The sequence below is a fragment of the Mesorhizobium cantuariense genome (assembly GCF_042647205.1).
In the GTDB taxonomy this organism is placed as follows: domain Bacteria; phylum Pseudomonadota; class Alphaproteobacteria; order Rhizobiales; family Rhizobiaceae; genus Mesorhizobium; species Mesorhizobium cantuariense.
In genome coordinates, this window is record NZ_JBHRVD010000001.1 from 77,344 (window position 1) to 93,638 (window position 16,295).

The window sequence follows — 16,295 nt, forward strand, 5'->3', positions numbered from 1 at the left end:
CGATCAAATACGCTTCTCCACAGCGATTTTCGACCTTGATCGCCTGGAGGATCGGTACCGCTTCCTGGTCAAGGACATCAGCGACGACAAACGCGCGCCCGCTCTCTTAGCGGCGGTCCTCAAGCACGAATCACTCGAGCGCGGTGATGTTCACCTTGTGCTCAAGACATCGGAAAGAACGGCACGGAACACGATGTCCGCCCTGGTTAGACAAGGGCTCCTAAAGTCCCAAACGCCCAAAAAGCCACTGTCCGTATAGCCTTACCACTGGACTATCGCGAGAGGCTCTTCCCGAATCGGTTCACCGATGCCGAACTGACTAGACCCTATGAGCCGCCCCGGGTTTGCCGGAGGCCGTTTCGTTTGAGTCACGCGGCCATGGCTGGTTCTTCCAGCATGGCATGATAGCGCTCCTCGGCTTCGGCCGGCGGGATGTTGCCGATGGGCTCCAGCAACTGGCGATTGTTGAACCAGTCCACCATTCCAACGCCGCGAACTCGACGGCCTCGGATGAGCGCTATCAGCCCATGACGATAAATGTTAGCACCGTTGCTCTGTTCGCAACGTCCCTGTGTGGTCAGCATCAATCAATCGCGAGATAACGCCTCGACGGGCTTCAAATGCGCCGCCTTTTTCGCAGGGAAAAAGCCAAAGATCGCACCGATCATAACAGCCATGACGCAAGCGACGCTGACTGCGTGCAATGAGATCACCATCGGAATGGTTGTTTCGATGGAGCCGGCGAGCGCGCCAAGGCCGAAGGCGAGGGCGACGCCCGCGCAACTCCCCATGATAGTGATGGCAAGGGACTCGATCAGAAACTGCAACATAATATCGCTCGCCCGGGCTCCTACAGCCATCCGCAAGCCGATTTCGTTGGTGCGTTCGGTGATCGAAACCAGCATAATATTCATCACGCCGATACCTCCGACCAACAGAGCGACAGCTCCGATGGAAACCAAGAGCATCGAGAAAGTTCGCGTCGTCTTCTGGAGCAACCGCCGTAGCTGATCGCTATTGTATGTGAAGAAATCCCGCGTTCCGTGACGCTTCTCCAAGAACGCTATCATGGCTTTCTCGGCAACGTTTGTATCAACGCTCCCATTGATTCGGACGTCTATCTCGCGCAGCCGTTGCGAGCCCGAAATGCGGGAAAACACGCTGAGGTGTGGAATGAACACTTGCGGCTGCCCATCCTGCTCTCCAACGGCACCGACAATCACGAAGGGCACACCCTTGATGACCAGGATCTCACCAATCGGGGTCCTTGAATTGCCGAAGAACGTTCGTCGGGTGTTGCTATCGATGATCGCCTCCGGCAGAGTGGCATTCCCACCGTCGGTGAATCGGTTGCCTTGCGTTATGGGACGGTGCGCGACGTCGAAATAGGCGTTGCTCACGCCCATGATTTCTCCGTCAGCGGTCCTGCTCTCGAACATGAGCTGCCCTGAATCCATGGTCACCGGACTGACACTATTTACGTAGGATTGCTCTGTCAGGGCGGCCGCGTCGTCGCGAGTGAGGCTGTCGGCATGTCGGCGGTTTCGGTCATCCCAGCCGGTGCCAGGGAAGATGCGGATCGAGTTTGCGCCAAGGCTGTTGATCTGGTCGAGAACGATCGTCTGGCCACCCTCACCGAGACCAACGACGGCAATCACCGACATGATGCCGGCGACGATTCCGAGCAGTGTAAGAGCGCTACGCAGCCGATGTGCGGCAAACTGATCGCAATGCGATACTGGCAGCCTCGGACGTTCTTCTGAGGAAGCTCGTCAGGAAACCGACATTTTCCGCAACATCAACCAGGTCGCGCAAGGGAGGCGCTCCACTCGCGGCGCTGCGTCGATCAGAGACGATCTGTCCGTCATTGATCTCGACGATCCGATCGGCGTGTCGAGCGACGCACATGTCGTGTGTAACTATGATGATGGTGTGTCCCTCCGCATGAAGGGTCTTCAGGAGGTCCAGAACAAGCTCCCCGTTCTTTGAATCGAGCGCCCCTGTCGGCTCATCTGCAAGAATGATTTCTCCACCGTTCATCAATGCTCGGGCGATCGATACGCGCTGCTGCTGCCCCCCCGACATTTCCATTGGGCGATGATGGAGCCGATCTCCCAGACCGAGTTGGGTCAGCAATCGCCTGGCTCGGGCTTGGCGCGTCGGCTTCGACACGCCGCTATAGATAGCCGGCACCTCGACGTTCGATATTGCGCTCAGCGAGTTCAGGAGGTGATACCGCTGAAACACAAAGCCGAAATGCCTGCGCCTGAGTTCTGCGAGCCCGTCCTGACCAAGGGCCGAGACATCCTGCCCGGCCAAACGGTAAGTGCCGGCTGTCGGGGCATCCAAGCACCCCAGGATATTCATGAGCGTCGATTTGCCGGACCCGCTCGCGCCCACAAGCGCCACGAATTCGCCGCGCTGTACATTGAGATTGATTCTTTCGAGTGCCTCGACGGTTTCTCTGCCCAGGCTGAACGACCGGCCAAGATCGCGGAGCTCTATCAGATGGTTCATCATTCAGCTCGTTGTGTTTGGCTCGGATACGCCGAGCAATACGGTCTCTCCTTGACGAAGGCCTTCAAGCACCTGAGCGTGGATCCTGTCCGTATAGCCAATCCGAACAGGTCGCTCTGCTACCTTGCCGCCTGTGTCCTTCACGTTGACTAGGTATGATCCGTCCGCCTGTCGCAGCGAAAGAGCGGCCCACGGCACAAGTAAGACATCATCCGCACGTCCCATAGAAATGTGCACTTGAGCGGTCATCTTGGGTCGCAGCTTTTCTTCAGGATTCTTCACCCTAAGCACGCCGTGGTAATAGATTGCGCTGTCTTCCGCTTTCTCCGCGGAGCGATAGTTCGCCGGCTCGTCGGCGATGGACGGCGGTGCATATTCAACCGCCTCAAGCGTGGTCTGGTAGCGAGTCTGTGGATCTCCGATGATCGTGAACCACGCGTTTTGACCAGGCCTTGTACGCCAGACGTCGACCTCGGAAATCCGGATCTTTACCGTCATCTCGTCAAGGTTCGCGAGCACGGCGACCGTTGGCGAAGTCTGCGCAGAATTGAGCGTCTGTCCCGGCTCGATCGGGATCGCCAAGATCTTGCCGTTCATGGGCGCTGTGATCCGCGTATGTGCAAGAGCGGCTTGCGCGGACTCAACCTCGACCTCGCTTTGCCGAATCTTGGCTTCCTGCGAGACCAGATCGGCCAATAGCGTCTGGTATGTTTTTTCAGCCTCTTCCAACTCCTTGGTAGTGACTGCATTATGCTTGCTGAGGCTACGCTGTCTGCGGTAGTCGAATTCCGCGAACCGTATTTCTATTTGCTTCAAGTCCCTCTGGGCCTTCATGTCCTCTACCTTGGCCCTCGCAGTTCTAAGGGTGTTTTGCTCTGTCACGGCGTCGACCTCTGCCAGAAGGTCTCCAGGCATGACGGTCTGGCCGACGCGAACATGGATTGCCTTAATCTGGCCCGTTACCTGGGTGCCAACCCGGACCATCGAAGTCGGCTCGAGAGTGCCCAGGGCTAATACGACTTCTTCAACTGAACCTCGCGTAACAATCCCCGTCATTTCGTCGCCTCGCGAGCTTTCCGCGGAGTTCATCGAAAAAAAAGACAGATACGCTGCACATAAAATTATAGCCGCGACCGCCACTAGGACATATATCGATTTTTTTCCCATATGAGATCCATGACACTCGCTATTTACATGCGTACAGAGCAGATAAATTCCTAGAGGTTTCTATTAAGCGACTGGTTTATCGGAAAGTTTGTTCAGATATTAATATGAACAAAAATATAGCCTATATACATAACTATAAACATGAATTGTAGCTGATGTATATGGCATGTATGGCCGTGTGATGAGAATCCAGGAAGATTATTAATTGGTCAAAATCAAACAAGTTAGCAGAAGATCTAGTTAGGACATTGCGGAACTGTGATGCGCTTATGGAGTGCTCCGCCGATAGCTTGCGCTGCTCAAAAGGACGCATCGGCCGGCACCTTTCGAAAACGGATCTCTTCGAAGCACCTCAAAGGTTTCAATGCTTGTCACCATCACTAGCCCTTCATGACTGTCCTGCAATGCGCGTGCCAACCTTCTATGTCTGCAACGCCACAATCTGGGATCTTCGGTAAGACCGTATGTCCGCCTCTGTCGGTGAGGTGGCTCGCCCTACACTGCGCGTCCGAGGGTTGCTCGGGCGGGCCGAGCCGATCCTCATCACAGGAGGACGAGCCGTGGCAGACTATAGGGAAGTTTTTGTCGGAATCGATGTCGCAAAGCTGAGGAACGCCATCGCGATTGCGGACGCTGGCCGGGAGGGAGAGGTTCGCTTCTTCGGCGAGGTTGACGCATCGGATGAGAGCATGCGCCGAGTTGTCCGGCGGATCACCGCCAAGTTTGATCGGGTATATTTCTGCTACGAGGCCGGCCCGACCGGCTATGGTCTCTATCGGCTGATCCGATCGCTCGGCCATGAATGCATGGTAGTCGCCCCGTCGCTGATCCCAAGGAAGCCCGGCGATCGAGTAAAGACGAACCGCCGGGATGCTCTTGCGTTGGCTCGACTGCTGCGCGCCGGCGAACTGACGGCAGTGTGGGTCCCCGATGAAGGTCACGAAGCCATGCGGGATCTCGTCCGCGCCCGGGCGGCCGCAGTCGAGACGCTTCGCGTCCACCGGCAGCATGTGAGCGCCTTCATGCTCAAGCACGGACGGATCTACCCTCGCAGGAAGGGCTGGTCGATGCGCTATCTGCGCTGGCTGCAGGAGCAACCGTTCGATCACCCGGCGCATCAGATTGCGCTTCAGGAAATGGTCGAAGCAGTTCGAGTCTCGAAAGAGCGGGTCGAGCGACTTGAGGGTGTGATCGAGGAGTTCATTCCGACCTGGTCCCTGGCGCCGATCGTGCGGGCGCTGCAGACCCTGAGGGGCGTCGACCTGATCGTTGCCGCGACATTCGCCACCGAGGTTGGCGACGTACAGCGGTTCGAAAGCCCGCGCCAGCTCATGGGTTATCTTGGCCTCGTTCCCGGCGAACGATCGACCGGTGAGACAGTCAGACGGGGCGGCATCACCAAGGCGGGGAACGGCCGGGTTCGCCATATGCTGGTCGAGAGCGCATGGACGTACAGGCATCCTCCCAAGGTAGGCAAGATGAAGCTGTACCGGCTGGAGCAAGCTCCACCGAGGGTGCGCGAGATCGCATGGAAGGCCCAAACACGGCTGACCGCCCGCTATCGAATGTTGAGCGGACGAGGCAAGAGGACAACAGTGGTGTGCACAGCGATCGCCCGTGAACTGGCCGGCTTCATGTGGGCCGTTGCAAAGGAGGCCCAGGCGATCAGGTCATAGACCTGGGACGGCTTTCATCTCGCGCATAGGCGGAGGCGGGACCCGGCAGGGGAAATGCCCGTCAGACGCTTTGTGGCCGGCAACATAGCCGACGCCCGCAGTAAGATAGGAACAGCCCCGGACGCACAATCGGGAATGCGGTAGCCAACCCGCGCATCAGAGCTTGATCACCGACGTCCTTCAGTTCCGCCTCCACCCATGCGCGATCATCAGAATGAGCAGCCGGTCCTCGGATCGGGCGACCTCCTGTGTTCCACACCTTGACAGCGGACATCAGAGCGGTGTTCTCAGGCCACGGCCTTGAGTTCGTGCGCGGTGATGTAGGCCCAGGGCAGCAACTCGTCGATTTGGCCGTTGGGGTGTCCGTTGACGATCCTGGTGAGGACGTCGGCGAGATAGCCGAGCGGCTCGACGCCGTTGAGCTTGCAGGTTTCGATCAGTGAGGCGACGACAGCCCAGTGCTCGGCGCCGCCATCGGAGCCGGCGAAGAGCGCATTCTTGCGATTGAGCGCGATCGGACGGATGGAACGCTCGACCGTGTTGCTGTCTATCTCGATGCGGCCGTCATTCAGGAAGCGGGTGAGCCCTTCCCAGCGCGAGAGTGTATAGCGGATGGCTTCAGCGAGCTTCGTTTTCTGACTGATCAGGCCGAGTTTTTCGCGCAACCAAGGTTCAAGATCGGCGATGATCGCAACGGTCTTTTCCTGGCGCACGACACGACGTTCATCGGCTGGTCGGCCGCGGATGCCGTCCTCGATCTTGTAGAGTTCGGCGATCCGTTTGAGCGCCTCGCTGGCGATCGGCGCGGGGCCGGCAGCGGCCAGTTCATAGAAGCGGCGGCGCACGTGATGGCATGGACGCCCCCTTCCGCTTCCGCCCTGTGGCGAGGAGTATGGGGCGTGGTCAAACAAAGGATATTGCCATGCCAGATGAAGTTCACGTGGTCGGTCTCGACATAGCCAAATCAGTCTTTCAGGTTCACGGGGCTGACGAGCATGGGAGAGCAATTGTCCGACGGAAGCTCAGGCGCGATGACGTGGAGCAGTTCTTTCGCGTCCTTCCGAGCTGCTTGGTTGGGCTGGAAGCTTGCCCGGGTGCACATTTCTGGGGTCGGCTGCTGCGCAGTATGGGGCACGAGGTCCGCTTGATCCCGGCGCAATACGTTCGGCCCTACGTAAAGACCAATAAGAATGATGCCGCCGATGCGGAGGCGATCTGCGAAGCAGTCACGCGACCGACGATGCGTTTCGTTCCCATCAAGGAAGAGATGCAGCAGGAGATCCTGGTCATCCACCGAGTTCGAGAGATGTTGGTTCGTCAGCGGACCCAGTTGATCAACGCGATCCGCGGTCACCTGGCGGAATTCGGCGTGATCGGTCCGAACCGGGCACACAACATCGGCCTTCTGACCGTTCTGATCGAAGATGAATCGGAAGCGCGTATTCCGCCTGTGGCGCGGCATGCGCTACGTTATCTCGTCGAACAGCTAAGAGAGGTGAAGACCAAACTCGCCCGGATCGACAGCGACCTGGTTGCCGTCGCGAGAGGTTCCAGCGCCTGCCGACGATTGATGACGATACCCGGGGTCGGCGTTGTCACCGCGAGTGCCCTGGTCTCGTCGATGCGGGATCCGGCCGACTTCAAATCCGGCCGTCATTTTTCCGCGTGGCTCGGGCTGGTGCCCAAGCAGCCATTCCACGGGCGGCAAGGAGCATCTCGGCTCGATCAGCAAACGAGGGAACGGCTATCTGCGCAAGCTGCTGATTCACGGTAGCCGTTCGATCATGCGCTGGCGAGGACGCACCTGGATTTGGCTCGCTAAATTGAGGGACCGGCGGCCTGCCAATGTTGCGGTCGTGGCGATCGCAAACAAGACGGCACGAGTTGTGTGGGCATTGCTGCGATACGGTGGAACCTACGGCGCACTGGCGCGTGAAGCGGCATGATCTTCGCCGCCATTCTAATCGGCCCGGCTTCGGGCTGATGCGGTTGCGAGGGTAAGTAAGCAGGTGATGGCAAGACCGGGCGTACCGGGACCGGGTGAACCCGTTGGGCGCATCGAGCCTCGAGCTCGCGCAACGTGATTGGGGGCCGGTTCGCGGATATTCCATCAAGGCCCGTGGCGCAGGGTGCTCCACATCGTAGAGGCCGAATAGATGACTGCAGCCGCAGGCATTGCCGAAGCCGCGCATAAAGTCCTTGCAAAGTCGGGGGCGTCCATAGATGTGCCCAGCAGAATGCGAGCGTTACCCCGCTCTTGTCGGCGAGCACGCGATAGCCGCCATAGCCATCAACCTGCAGGATGCCGGTGAAGCCTGCGAGATGGGCGATCGGCCGCTCCGCCTTGCGGTCGGGCGCGTAGACATAGGCGACGCCGGGCGGATCGGCTCCGTCCCATGCCCTACACAGCGGCGTTGGGGCCATCAGGCAGGCAAAACGACATCATTCTGGTCTACCGAAACTGAACAAGTGATTGCCCACGACGGATGAGATCGACAAGCGTTATTTTGTGACGAGCCCTGGAACCTCCCCGAGTATGTTCTTTGGTTCGACCGCGTCGCTGGTGTTCTTCCGTCCCGATCGCCCCATTTCACAGCCGCCGGGCGCAGGAGCAGTCGAGGGTGGCCGCGTTTTACGCGGCCACCGCAAGGCTTGGCCTTGATCGGCCCGAGCACGGCGGCATGCTCGATCGGATCGGGGGTGCAAAGCCCCGAGGGCTGGCGCAACTGGAAATACCCGCCGCAGTCAGCTATTGTCGTCCAGCGCGGGCGACCTCGTGGCGAAGCGTGGTGCACCGGCTGAAAGCGCCGCCGGGCCGCCTTATTCGAGCCTTGCCGGACTGAGGCGCCCGCGCCCTTTCCTTTGGCGGGCGCGGGCGCCAAGCCTCGACGAAGTGTTCGTAACCCTCCTGGGCCCGCTCGGCGACACGCATCTCTTGATTCCAAAGTTCCTTGACATTGTAAGCATAGGTCGGACCGCGGCGGTTGCCTTTCTTATGCGGCTTGACGGCCTGCAGCTCCATGTTGCGCATCTTGTGGGCGACCAGACTGGATCGCGCCCAGAGGTAGTCCTCTTGCTGCGTCAGCATATGCCGGCAAAGAACCGCCAATTTTCGTGCCACGTCGACGGCAGCAATCTGAGGGCCACGCTTGGCCCGGATTCGCGCTCACGGCTCAACCGGGCGAGTCGCGGAGGCGGCCAGCTACTAACACGAGCTCGCAGCTCATCGTGTGCATCGGCCTGCCCCCACCTTCGTGCTCCCGGTGCCTCCGTCCCGGATGGTCGCACCATACGCCGCGCATCAGAAAAGCGTAGCCGGACATCGGCACCAAGAATCTCATACCGGTTACAAACGAGATGGAAGTCTATTCCTCACCAAGGAATCCTGCCTGAGCTCCAAGCCTTTCGATCCTGCCCCCCGCATACCCAGCGCTGAACGGCCTCAGCTGCCCACTTACGTTGGTCTTGGCGGTTTGGCGCGGATGGCTTTAACCAAGGTTGCGGCCTACCTTGCTGGGTCTTTCGACTTGTAACCTAAGCTGCCGAGCAGGCGATAGCCGCCTCAAGCAAGAGCAAGGCGACGGCGCTCTGTTTCTTTTCGCCGGCAACACCTGCCAGAAGGTGTTGCGCGGGGCGTCATCGAGCAGGCAAGGACGAACTCCCAGCTTCAACGGCTCGACCGCAACGTGGTTTGCCCACGTTCTCGCTCTCTCTCATGCCGACGACGAGGCTGGACTGCTCCCCTTTGGATTAACAGCAAGCAAGATCCGAAAGTGCGGATGGCCTGACCTGCGGTAGGCCGCAGCCTTTTCAGTATCGCTAACAATTAAAACAGTTCGGAGTTTCGTTTCTGCATCCGGGAGAACTCATTCGTCAGCTAGTCGTCAACTAAACGGTCTATCTAGACCTGCGCGGTTAACCGGCCTGAACTCAATTTCGAAGGATAGGAGTGCGAATCGTCATGTATGGTCGAATTGGTGGCTCGTCCGACGTCCGCTACACGCGTAATGCCAGCGGGCAAGCAGATGCAGAAAATCAAGAGCTCGGGGACATGTTTGCCCGGATGCACTTAGCCGGATCCGATTCCAGCGGCGACTCATCGTCGGCGGCTACGCAACCGTACTCCCTCCATCCCAGACCTCCGGTGGTGGAGATCGACAGGTCTTCTTTCACGAGGGAGGTGAGGCAATTTCATGGCGATGAGATCATGCACATCGCCGACAATCCACAAGAGTATTCGGAATTCGTATCCTCCCGAGCCAGACGCGCTGCGGACGTTGCTAGGCAATACGGCATTCGCCGAGACACGGAGCACGCGCGATATTTCAGCTACCAATTGGGAAACCAGAGTGCCGGACTGCTGAGAACGGAAGGCGGATTCAGAATGACTGATTTCGAATCCGACAGTTGGCGGCAACAATTTCCTGGCCGAACCGAGGTCACCTCCATAGTGGATCTACAGGTCGCTCATCCGCTGGCCGAGAATGCAGGCGATATTCTGCTGGAGCATCAACTTCGGATGGACGGCGAACGACCGTTGCTGAATTGGCGTGCGGCTAATCCAGAAGCACAAGCCCGCGCAGCGACGATGGGGTTTGTTGAAGTAGATGATTGCGACATGGTCCTTGACCCTACCCAGCATCCCGAAAAGTGGACGATGAACAGTGCCGGTGAATGGCAGCGTGCAGACAAACCGCCGCTCTATCTCTGCAAAACTGAGGACAGCGAAAGCAGTGATACCGAGAGCGCATCAGGTTCACCCAGATGCTCGTACGAGGATGACTTTATGTGACCGGACTCTTGTTGGATTTAGTCGCGATGGCGGGCGCCGCATCTGACTATATATGCTGTCCCATGTCATGCGCATAAGCGAAGCCGCTCGTCGGCAATGGCAGTGCGCGCAGCGAGCGGTATCCATTTGGCGTGGGTTCGCTAGCGGAGCCATTACCGCCTGCGCACCACAGGTTTTCTTTATGAACTTCGTAGATCCGAACGGTTTGTGATGACGGCATCAGCGAACGACTTGGCGCCGTCTTCTCCGACGCCATAGTCCCAGATCGAGTCAATCGAAACGCGCCAAGCTGAAACGACGTCGAGCCGCTCGGCTACCTGGCCGACGTGTTCGCCAGGATCATCACCGGCTACCCCAACAGCCCGATCGGCGACCCTCTGTCTAGGCGCATATATCGCCATGCAAGCAGTCCAGCAGCTGAAAACGACGTCTGCCGCGGCCCACGCCGGCTTCCGATTACATAGGGTAATCGCGGGGTTGGGAACACTGGCGCGGTTGCGATGCGTTGGAAGGATGGTTGCCCCCTATAGGATGAAATACGGGCTCACGACCACATAGCCGAGCCCAGCATCAAACGGGAGACAACCATGAAGCAGTTTATCGGCCCCGACGTGTCATTGAAAGATACATTCGTCTCGTGCGCGAAGGAGGCAAGCGGATCTGGCGCGGAAAATGCCCGTCCGATCCGAAACTGATAGCACAGGTCATCCGCAAGCGTGCTCCGAACGCCGAACGTGTCGTGTTCGAATCGGGACCCCTGGCGGTTTGGTTCTATCATGCGCTGACGCTGGAAGGCTTGCCGGCGATCTGCATTGATGCCCGCCATGCCAAGGCGGCGCTGGATATGGCGCCGAACAAGACCGATGCAAATGACGCGGACGGGCTCGCGCATCTTGCCGAGGTCGGCTTTTACCGCGAGGTGCGAGTGAAGAGCTTTGACAGCATGCTGGTTCGCACGCTCGTCGCAGCGCGCAATCAGCTGCTCAAGATGACAACCCAGCTGTCCAACCAGATCCGCGGTCTGATGAAGACGTTCGGCCTGGTCGTCCCAAGGGTGCGGGACGCGTGTTCGAGGACCATGTGCGCAGCCTGCTAGCGAACAATGCTGGGCTACAAGCAGATTATCATGCCGTTGCTCGATGCCTGGAGTGCGCGCCCGCGCTGCCGAATTGAGCAAGCAGCTTGTCGCTTCGGCCCGCTCGAGTGAGCAATGCCAGCTGCTTGCGTCGATCCCGGGCGTCGGCGCGGTGACGGCTTCCTCCTTCGTTGCGGCCATCGAGGATCCGGAAAACTTCAGAAAGTCGCGCTCGGTCGGCGCCTGGATCGGCCTAACCACCAGACGTTACCAATCGGGCGAAGTCGATTACGACGGTCATATATCCCGGCGGGGCGACAACCATCTACGCGGACTGTTGTATGAAGCGGCGACCGTGATCCTCACGCGCACCAAGGCCGATAGCGCGCTGCGTATATGGGCTTCAAGGAGAAAATCGGGTTCAAGCGAGCCGCCGTCGCGGTCGCGCGCAAGCTTGCCGTGATCATGCATGCCATGCTCCGAACGGGCGAACTCTTCGAGCGCTGCATCGCTGCTGAAGCCTGACATGCGCAACAAGACGCCAGAGGCAGCGCTCTTCTGAACTGACTTTTCTATCGTTTGCGCCTACGCTGTGGACGCGCCGATCCGTCCCTGTCGGGACGCGGACAGGATCATTCCGCGATGTGGGCTGCACTTGCCACTATTCTGGTAGCAAAGTGCGTCAATTACATTGGAAGATCCGTCCCACGAAGACCTATCCTGCGGCGGGCTGTCTCGACCGCGTAAACGACCCTGTACCCGGCAAACGGCATCACCCGCACCGCAGAACGCAGAAGTTGAAGGCGCTTTAAAACCAGCCAAGCTTACGACGGAACAACCAAACAACCGTAGGTCGGAGAAAGATCGAATTTAGCCTTGACGGAGCTGCGATTTAAACGACCCACATCGGCGGGCCGATTGCCCCGTATGGCTGGAGAACCTGCGCCAGTCCATCGCGCTCGTTGGCACGCCCGAGCGCTGCGTGCATGTGGCTGACCAGGAGAGCGACCTCTACGAGCTCTATTGCACCGCGCAGGCCCTTGATACCAGCTTCCTCGTGCGGGTGCGGACGAACAGGCTGGCCGAGCGGCCTGCCGGTTCTGCCCCACACGATCCAGCTCATCGCGTCTCTGCCCAACTTGCGGCGGCGCCTTGGTCGGGACGTCATCGCATTACGGTCGATCAGGACGAGACGACCTGGCTGCAAGTGAAGTTCGCCGCCATCAATACCTTGGCGCCGGGGGGCAAGCACAAGTGCCACAGTCCGCAAGTTCTGACTTACATCCACGCCCTCGAAGAGAATCCGCCGCCCCGGTCACGAGCCGCCGCCGGCAATAGCAGCGCTTGACGTAGCCGAAGCCCGTGGCGTAAATCCCCAGTAGCGGGCAACGGCGGGCAGCCACACGTTGAACCGCACCTCCCGTGTCGCCGCACCGTGATGTTCGACCAGCGCCTTCGGGTTGTCGAACTTTTGTGTCCCGCGCGGTTATGTGCCCTGCCGCCAGCTTTTGAACAGTATTGTAGACCTGCACGACACATAGCGTGAAGGAGGCCCAGAGCCGATCAAGATCGGAAACTTGGTCGTCGGTCCGACATTCGAACGCGTGCGATTGTGGCGCAGCAGAAGACCTGACGACCGTTCAATTCGAATTGATGGCTGATGTGGGAGCTGGAAGGCCGAGCCAATGCGCAAGCAGCAGTGCCGACGGTGGCAACAGATAAAAATCGGAGCAAAATTTTGCACGCCATCACATACTCGTGCATTGAGCTGTTCGGCGCCAGCGTCAGTAAATACAAAAAAATCGATCCTGCATTGTTCTTGCACCGGTAAGAGCCGAGAGGATGTCACGTTAGCTGACGCTCCGCTGACGCCTTCGAGTGCGGACGCAATGGCCGTTCGCACATCTTGTGAATAATCCTTCCCATGCACCTGAAACCGCCTGACCCTTTTTCCTTTCAGCGCTGCTTCTAACGGCAGGCCTGCGCTGTCAGTCTTTGAACTGCGGGCCTCGTCAGCTTCTCGTCAGCGGATGCGGGTAGGATCGTTCCTCGCTAGATGGATCTCTCAAACCACGGAGGTGAATTATGGATCCGAAGAACTTCAATCCCTTCTCACCAGATTGGCAAAACTCGTACTACGCGATGCTGGCCCAGCAGCAGGCAGGACAGGGGGGTCAGCCGGAGGAGGCCGCGCAGCGCGACTTTGAGGAGCACCTGGAAGAGGCGGGCCAGCAGGACGCTCCCGATCATGGGAGGCGGTACGGCATCGCCCCTGATGACGCGGCCCTCATCCGGAATGCGAGTAATGCGGCTTGCCAGAAGATTGCGCATCGCTCCGCAGTCGTGAACAGTTCGGGTCTCCGCAAGTTATCTGAAGCACTACAGCAGCGTTACAATTTGTCTCTCAATGGACTTAGTGACGAGTCGCTGAAGGATTATGCTAAGCAACTGTTTCCGGGTGAAGCCCGGGTCATTACGGGGTTGGGCATGCTTAGGGCGTACCGCGAGGGTACCTATGGAGAGGGTACCTCTGGGGCGGGTACCTCTGGAGCGGGTACCTCGCGTCAGGGACAGGGAAGGCGGTATACTGTCGTTCCTGAAGATGCGGCGTTAATCCATAATGCGGGTAGTGCGGCTCGCGGGAGGCTTGAGGCGCGGTCTATAACTAACAGTAGCACGAGTCTCCGCAGATTGTCTGGAAGGCTCCAGCAGCATTACAATTTGTCTCTTAATGGACTTAGTGACGAATCGCTGAAGGCTTATGCTAGGGAGCTGTGTGCGGACGACCCCAGGGTCCAGAGTGGGGTGGCCATGCTGAGGAAGTATCGGGAAACCCTTGGAGAGGGTACCTCGCATGCTGCGGAGGGCAGCTCTCGCCAGCCAGTGCAACAGCCATCACCAGAGCATGAGTCATCCCCGTCGCGAGTGTCAAGTTACAATCAAGACCAGCTTTGGGGCGATTATGATGCGGTCCAGGCGGCGCCGGGTGGCGCTTCTCCGCAGTCATCCCCGTCGCGAGTGTCAAGTTACAATCAAGACCAGCTTTGGGGCGATTATGATGCGGCCCAGGCGGCGCCGGGCGGCGCTTCTCCGCCGCCCATTTGGCAGGGAATGAATGCGCCTTCGCCAGCGCCCACCGTTAACCAGCCAGGCCCATCGGATCAAGGCGCCGGGGCATGGATTTTTGGGGCAGCACACGTGCCCAACGCGCTTCCGGCGCCGGATCTAGCAATCTACGTCCCCGGCTGGCAACACGGCGATCAGCGCGCGCCTGAGGACCTCATGCGCGGAATGCACTACATGGGCGTGCTGCCGAGCCCGTCGCAGCCGCAGACAAATTTCACCATCGGTGGCGTGCCCTACACAGCGGCGTTGGGGCCATCAGGCAGGCAAAACGACATCATTGTGTTCTACCGCCGAAACTGAACAAGCGATAGCCGCACGACAAACAGGATGAAAGTAAAAGCTGCGTCGGCCTCGATTGGGGGCCGACGCGTCGCCTATTCGCAATCACAAGTTGTAGAGCGAAAGGCTGCAAAACCCGCGTTTTGCCTACCAAGCGCGTCTCGGGCGGGGACAAATTTCCAAAAATGACCGCGCTGCTCGAACGCCTTACGCATCGTTGCGAGATCGTCGAAAGTGGAAACGAATCCTGGTGCTTCAGAGCCGCTTTCAAAGCTAGACTAAAGCCGAAAAGCCAACCTGCCGCGCCCGTTCCGGCTGTGCAATCCCGACCAGGCTCCGCCTGAACGGGCGCTCAGGGGCACGCCCTTCACCACCACAAGCCGGGGGCTCTTTTCACCCGCCAGCCGATGATCCGGCGGGCATAGGATGACGCCTTGGTGCAGGCATAGTCGAAGTCGTGAAAGGCGAACTCGCTCCCTGATCCAACCGGATGATCGTCGGATAGCCGATCGTGCTGCATAGAGCTCAGACATGCTTCCGGGAGACTATGTCGGCGAGGAGTGTGGCCGCAGCATCGCATCAACACGGCAAAGCCATCCTGCTCCCTGGTGCGTCTAAACACTTCCATTTCAGGCGTTAGTCCAGGTCGCGTTGACCAAGCGTACCCTTCTTTGTTCTGTGGGAGCGGGGAGGCCCCCTTTCGACAACGGCTTCTTCAAGTGTAGTCTCGCAATTGGCTGCTGCCCGTCGAGATGCAGGGCGGACGGCAAAAGGGCGCACGAGGCGCCCCTCCTTTCAGATCGGCTGTCGCAACCGACCTTCGCTGCGGGTATCAGAAACGGTAGGTGACACCTGCGCCTATCAACCAGGGATCGAGCGCGGCCTTGCCTGTCAGCTTCGCGCCGCCTACCGTGACGTCGAAGTCTGGCTTCAGGAAAAGCTTCTTCACGTCGAAGTTGACACCCCAGTGCTGATCCACCATGTAGTCGAATCCGACCTGTAGCGCGGTGCCGAACGTGTTCTTAACCTTGAGAGCATCGGCGCTGCCGGCATCCTGGTTATAGAAGATCGTGTAGTTCACGCCGGCACCGACATAGGGCTTGAAGGCGCCGAAATCGGTAAAATGGTACTGCAGTGTGAGCGTTGGCGGCAGCAGCCAAACCTTGCCGACCTTGCCCAGCCCACCGATCGTTCCTTGGCCGTCGATGTTGGCGTAGGTCGTGCCGAGTATGAGTTCGGCGGCGATGTTGTCGGTGAAGAAATAGGAGATATCGAGTTCCGGTGTCAGGGAGTCCGAATAGGAAAGACCGGAGCCGGGCACCGCGTTGACGTGGCCTGAATCCTCAGTGATGACCCCCAACGCGCGCAGGCGGACCTGCCAAGGGCTTGGCCATTCCGTGACCGAGGCTCCTGCCTGCGGGACGCTCGCGGCTTGCACCAGGTCCGCCGCGACGGCCTGCTGTCCCACCACAATGAGGACGAGGGCCGCTGCTACCTCCCGCGCCACGCCCATTCGCTTTTTCGCCATGATGTTCTTTCCTTGCTCTTCAGAGATGACGCACTGCACTATGAAAGATCCTGCTCGAACTTGCTGAGACCGGATGAGCCTCCTGCTCATGTTGGTGAGACCGAGCACCCGTTCTGCGTGTGCTCACAAAAATCG

The 16,295-nt window shown here is 59.0% G+C and carries 11 protein-coding genes and 6 pseudogenes; 6 read left to right on the plus strand and 11 right to left on the minus strand.

The window, feature by feature from the left end; all coding sequences use genetic code 11:
• Positions 1-368 precede the first annotated feature (368 nt).
• The 4 genes and pseudogenes from ACFOJ9_RS00365 to ACFOJ9_RS00380 all read right to left on the minus strand — a co-directional run.
• A pseudogene (locus tag ACFOJ9_RS00365) lies at positions 369-517 on the minus strand (IS3 family transposase); the annotation flags it as partial.
• Positions 518-587: 70 nt separating this feature from the next.
• Entirely contained in the window at positions 588-1,664 is a 1,077-nt protein-coding gene (locus ACFOJ9_RS00370; RefSeq protein WP_378976369.1) for an ABC transporter permease, read from the minus strand.
• A 34-nt stretch (positions 1,665-1,698) separates the two neighbouring features.
• On the minus strand, positions 1,699-2,517 hold the full coding sequence (locus ACFOJ9_RS00375; protein WP_378976371.1) for an ABC transporter ATP-binding protein: 819 nt from the start codon (positions 2,515-2,517) through the stop codon (positions 1,699-1,701).
• Between the two features lie 3 nt (positions 2,518-2,520).
• The gene (locus tag ACFOJ9_RS00380) at positions 2,521-3,684 is read right to left on the minus strand and encodes an efflux RND transporter periplasmic adaptor subunit (RefSeq protein WP_378976373.1); all 1,164 of its coding nucleotides are present in this window, start codon (positions 3,682-3,684) and stop codon (positions 2,521-2,523) included.
• Between the two features lie 560 nt (positions 3,685-4,244).
• Here ACFOJ9_RS00380 and ACFOJ9_RS00385 point away from each other — a divergent pair.
• On the plus strand, positions 4,245-5,360 hold the full coding sequence (locus ACFOJ9_RS00385; protein WP_449288640.1) for an IS110 family transposase: 1,116 nt from the start codon (positions 4,245-4,247) through the stop codon (positions 5,358-5,360).
• Positions 5,361-5,647: 287 nt separating this feature from the next.
• Here the strand turns inward: ACFOJ9_RS00385 and tnpC are convergent.
• Positions 5,648-6,208 (minus strand): annotated as a pseudogene (gene tnpC / locus ACFOJ9_RS00390) (IS66 family transposase); the annotation flags it as partial.
• Positions 6,209-6,282: 74 nt separating this feature from the next.
• Here tnpC and ACFOJ9_RS00395 point away from each other — a divergent pair.
• Positions 6,283-7,306, plus strand: a pseudogene (locus ACFOJ9_RS00395) (IS110 family transposase).
• Between the two features lie 274 nt (positions 7,307-7,580).
• On the opposite strand, the pseudogene ACFOJ9_RS00400 reads toward ACFOJ9_RS00395, so the two are convergent.
• Both ACFOJ9_RS00400 and ACFOJ9_RS00405 read right to left on the minus strand, forming a co-directional pair.
• Positions 7,581-7,763 (minus strand): annotated as a pseudogene (locus tag ACFOJ9_RS00400) (IS66 family transposase); the annotation flags it as partial.
• A 346-nt stretch (positions 7,764-8,109) separates the two neighbouring features.
• Complete coding sequence (locus ACFOJ9_RS00405) at positions 8,110-8,448, minus strand: hypothetical protein (RefSeq protein WP_378976377.1); 339 nt, start codon at positions 8,446-8,448, stop codon at positions 8,110-8,112.
• A gap of 873 nt (positions 8,449-9,321) precedes the next feature.
• On the opposite strand from ACFOJ9_RS00405, the gene ACFOJ9_RS00410 reads away from it, so the two are divergent.
• Both ACFOJ9_RS00410 and ACFOJ9_RS00415 read left to right on the plus strand, forming a co-directional pair.
• Positions 9,322-10,152, plus strand: coding sequence for an Effector protein NopP (locus tag ACFOJ9_RS00410; protein WP_095082018.1), 831 nt, complete (start codon positions 9,322-9,324; stop codon positions 10,150-10,152).
• 587 nt (positions 10,153-10,739) lie between these two features.
• Positions 10,740-11,752: pseudogene (locus tag ACFOJ9_RS00415) on the plus strand (IS110 family transposase).
• Positions 11,753-12,119: 367 nt separating this feature from the next.
• Here ACFOJ9_RS00415 and ACFOJ9_RS00420 read toward each other — a convergent pair.
• Positions 12,120-12,350, minus strand: coding sequence for a hypothetical protein (locus ACFOJ9_RS00420; protein WP_378976379.1), 231 nt, complete (start codon positions 12,348-12,350; stop codon positions 12,120-12,122).
• 204 nt (positions 12,351-12,554) lie between these two features.
• Positions 12,555-12,692, minus strand: a pseudogene (locus ACFOJ9_RS00425) (IS21 family transposase); the annotation flags it as partial.
• Positions 12,693-12,887: 195 nt separating this feature from the next.
• Between ACFOJ9_RS00425 and ACFOJ9_RS00430 the strand changes: the two are divergent.
• Positions 12,888-13,058, plus strand: a complete 171-nt coding sequence (locus ACFOJ9_RS00430) for a hypothetical protein (RefSeq protein WP_378976381.1) — start codon at positions 12,888-12,890, stop codon at positions 13,056-13,058.
• A gap of 281 nt (positions 13,059-13,339) precedes the next feature.
• Here ACFOJ9_RS00430 and ACFOJ9_RS00435 read toward each other — a convergent pair whose 3' ends face one another.
• A complete protein-coding gene (locus tag ACFOJ9_RS00435; protein ID WP_378976383.1) occupies positions 13,340-13,558 on the minus strand; it encodes a hypothetical protein in 219 nt (72 codons plus the stop codon).
• 867 nt (positions 13,559-14,425) lie between these two features.
• Between ACFOJ9_RS00435 and ACFOJ9_RS00440 the strand changes: the two genes are divergently transcribed.
• Complete coding sequence (locus tag ACFOJ9_RS00440; protein ID WP_378976385.1) at positions 14,426-14,653, plus strand: hypothetical protein; 228 nt, start codon at positions 14,426-14,428, stop codon at positions 14,651-14,653.
• A gap of 811 nt (positions 14,654-15,464) precedes the next feature.
• On the opposite strand, the gene ACFOJ9_RS00445 is transcribed toward ACFOJ9_RS00440, so the two are convergent.
• Positions 15,465-16,160: an OmpW/AlkL family protein gene (locus ACFOJ9_RS00445; protein ID WP_095085157.1), complete on the minus strand. Its 696-nt coding sequence runs from the start codon at positions 16,158-16,160 to the stop codon at positions 15,465-15,467.
• Positions 16,161-16,295: the final 135 nt, after the last annotated feature.

Excerpts from the sequence above, each read along its gene's own strand:
- ACFOJ9_RS00420 (WP_378976379.1), bottom strand. The coding sequence starts at position 12,350 with ATGAGCTGGATCGTGTGGGGCAGAACCGGCAGGCCGCTCGGCCAGCCT.
- ACFOJ9_RS00370 (WP_378976369.1), bottom strand. The coding sequence starts at position 1,664 with ATGTCGGTGATTGCCGTCGTTGGTCTCGGTGAGGGTGGCCAGACGATC.
- ACFOJ9_RS00380 (WP_378976373.1), bottom strand. The coding sequence starts at position 3,684 with ATGGGAAAAAAATCGATATATGTCCTAGTGGCGGTCGCGGCTATAATT.
- ACFOJ9_RS00375 (WP_378976371.1), bottom strand. The coding sequence starts at position 2,517 with ATGAACCATCTGATAGAGCTCCGCGATCTTGGCCGGTCGTTCAGCCTG.
- ACFOJ9_RS00435 (WP_378976383.1), bottom strand. The coding sequence starts at position 13,558 with ATGCGCAATCTTCTGGCAAGCCGCATTACTCGCATTCCGGATGAGGGC.
- ACFOJ9_RS00405 (WP_378976377.1), bottom strand. The coding sequence starts at position 8,448 with ATGCTGACGCAGCAAGAGGACTACCTCTGGGCGCGATCCAGTCTGGTC.
- ACFOJ9_RS00430 (WP_378976381.1), top strand. The coding sequence starts at position 12,888 with ATGTGGGAGCTGGAAGGCCGAGCCAATGCGCAAGCAGCAGTGCCGACG.
- ACFOJ9_RS00410 (WP_095082018.1), top strand. The coding sequence starts at position 9,322 with ATGTATGGTCGAATTGGTGGCTCGTCCGACGTCCGCTACACGCGTAAT.
- ACFOJ9_RS00445 (WP_095085157.1), bottom strand. The coding sequence starts at position 16,160 with ATGGCGAAAAAGCGAATGGGCGTGGCGCGGGAGGTAGCAGCGGCCCTC.